The 1,863-nt window shown below is 72.0% G+C and carries 2 protein-coding genes and 1 pseudogene; all 3 read left to right on the top strand.

The annotated features are described in order from the left end of the window. A partial coding sequence (locus J1M44_RS01110; protein WP_206480441.1) for an integrase core domain-containing protein occupies positions 1 to 132 on the top strand: 132 nt, incomplete at its 5' end. A 60-nt stretch (positions 133 to 192) separates the two neighbouring features. Next, entirely contained in the window at positions 193 to 1,470 is a 1,278-nt protein-coding gene (gene eno / locus J1M44_RS01105; protein ID WP_002856553.1) for a phosphopyruvate hydratase, read from the top strand. 136 nt (positions 1,471 to 1,606) lie between these two features. After that, a pseudogene (locus tag J1M44_RS01100) lies at positions 1,607 to 1,863 on the top strand (FtsB family cell division protein); the annotation flags it as partial.

Genomic DNA, 1,863 nt, shown 5'->3' with positions numbered 1-1,863 from the left:
GCTCGGCGTGAGGCCCTGCAGGTGTGGGTGAATCACTACAACTACCATCGGCCGCATACCTCCTGCGGAGAGGCTCCTCCGGCCTCGTTGGCCCCGGTGCGTGTCAACAACGTCATGCCCTCCTACAGCTAGGCTGAGGCCGTGTCCACGCCGCGGGCACGACTTCCGACTTCGATTGAAGGAGACCCGTCCATGGCCCTGATCGACGCCATCCACGCTCGCGAGATCCTCGACTCGCGCGGCAACCCCACCGTCGAGGTGGAGGTCCTGCTCACCGACGGCTCCCTGGGCCGCGCGGCCGTGCCCTCGGGCGCGTCCACCGGCGAGTTCGAGGCGGTCGAGCGCCGTGACGGGGACAAGAAGCGCTACGGCGGCAAGGGTGTGCTGGACGCCGTCGCCGCCGTCGAGGGCATCGCGGAGGAGCTCGAGGGCGAGTTCGCCGCGGACCAGCGCGCCGTGGACCGCGCGATGCGGGACCTGGACGGCACCCCCAACAAGGGCAAACTGGGCGCGAACGCGATCCTGGGCGTGTCCATGGCCGTCGCCGCGGCCGCCGCGCAGGCCTCCGACCTCATGCTCTACAAGTACCTGGGCGGCCCGAACGCCCACGTGCTGCCCGTGCCGATGATGAACATCCTCAACGGCGGCGCCCACGCGGACTCCAACGTGGACATCCAGGAGTTCATGATCGCCCCGATCGGCGCCCCGTCCTTCCGTGAGGCCCTGCGCTGGGGCACCGAGGTCTACCACGCCCTGAAGTCCGTGCTGCAGGAGAAGGGCCTGTCCACCGGCCTGGGCGACGAGGGCGGGTTCGCCCCGTCCCTGGAGTCCAACCGCGCCGCCCTGGACCTCATCGCCGAGGCCGTGACGAAGGCCGGCTACCGCCTGGGTGAGGACATCGCGCTGGCGCTGGACGTCGCCTCCTCCGAGTTCTTCGACAAGGGCTCCTACACCTTCGAGGGCCAGCAGCGCTCCGCCGAGGAGATGGCCGCCTACTACACCGAGCTGGTGGACAACTACCCGATCGTCTCCATCGAGGACCCGCTCGACGAGGACGACTGGGACGGCTGGCAGCACCTGACGGCGCAGCTGGGCGATCGCGTCCAGCTGGTGGGCGACGACCTGTTCGTCACCAACGTGGAGCGGCTGCAGCGCGGCATCGACGAGAAGGCCGGCAACGCCCTGCTCGTGAAGGTCAACCAGATCGGCTCCCTGACCGAGACCTTCGACGCGATCTCCCTGGCCCAGCGCCACATGTTCCACTGCATGATCTCGCACCGCTCGGGCGAGACCGAGGACACGTTCATCGCGGACCTCGCGGTGGCCACCAACGCCGGCCAGATCAAGACCGGCGCCCCGGCCCGCTCGGACCGCGTGGCCAAGTACAACCAGCTGCTGCGCATCGAGGAGGACCTGGCCGACGCCGCCGTCTACGCGGGCCGCTCCGCCTTCCCGCGCTTCCGCGGCTGACCGTCCCGACGACGACGCGCGGGCCCGCTCGGATCCTTCCGGGCGGGCCCGCGCCCGTCCCGGGGGCGGCCAGGAGCCTGCCAGGGGCGGGCAGTAGGCTGTGAGGGTCCCCGCCACGCGTCCGAAGGAGTCCGCGATGAGTCCGCGCCGCCCCCGCGTGCCCCGTGTCGACCCGACGACGGGCGCCCCGCGCCGGCCCGCCGTCGCGGCCCCGGCGGCCCCGACGACGGCCTCCCCGCAGGCGGACGCGCCCACGCCGACCCCTGAGGCCACCACGCCGACGCCCGCGGCGACGGACGCCGAGGTCATCGACCTGCACAGCGTCCAGGAGCGCCGCCAGGCCGGTCACCACGGACACCTGGACGGGCACCCGGACGCGGACCGGGCCGACAC

This window comes from Micrococcus sp. KRD128 (assembly GCF_017168395.1).
GTDB lineage: Bacteria > Actinomycetota > Actinomycetes > Actinomycetales > Micrococcaceae > Micrococcus > Micrococcus luteus.
This window is presented reverse-complemented; position numbering and strand designations above follow the sequence as displayed.

Excerpts from the sequence above, each read along its gene's own strand:
- eno (WP_002856553.1), top strand. The coding sequence starts at position 193 with ATGGCCCTGATCGACGCCATCCACGCTCGCGAGATCCTCGACTCGCGC.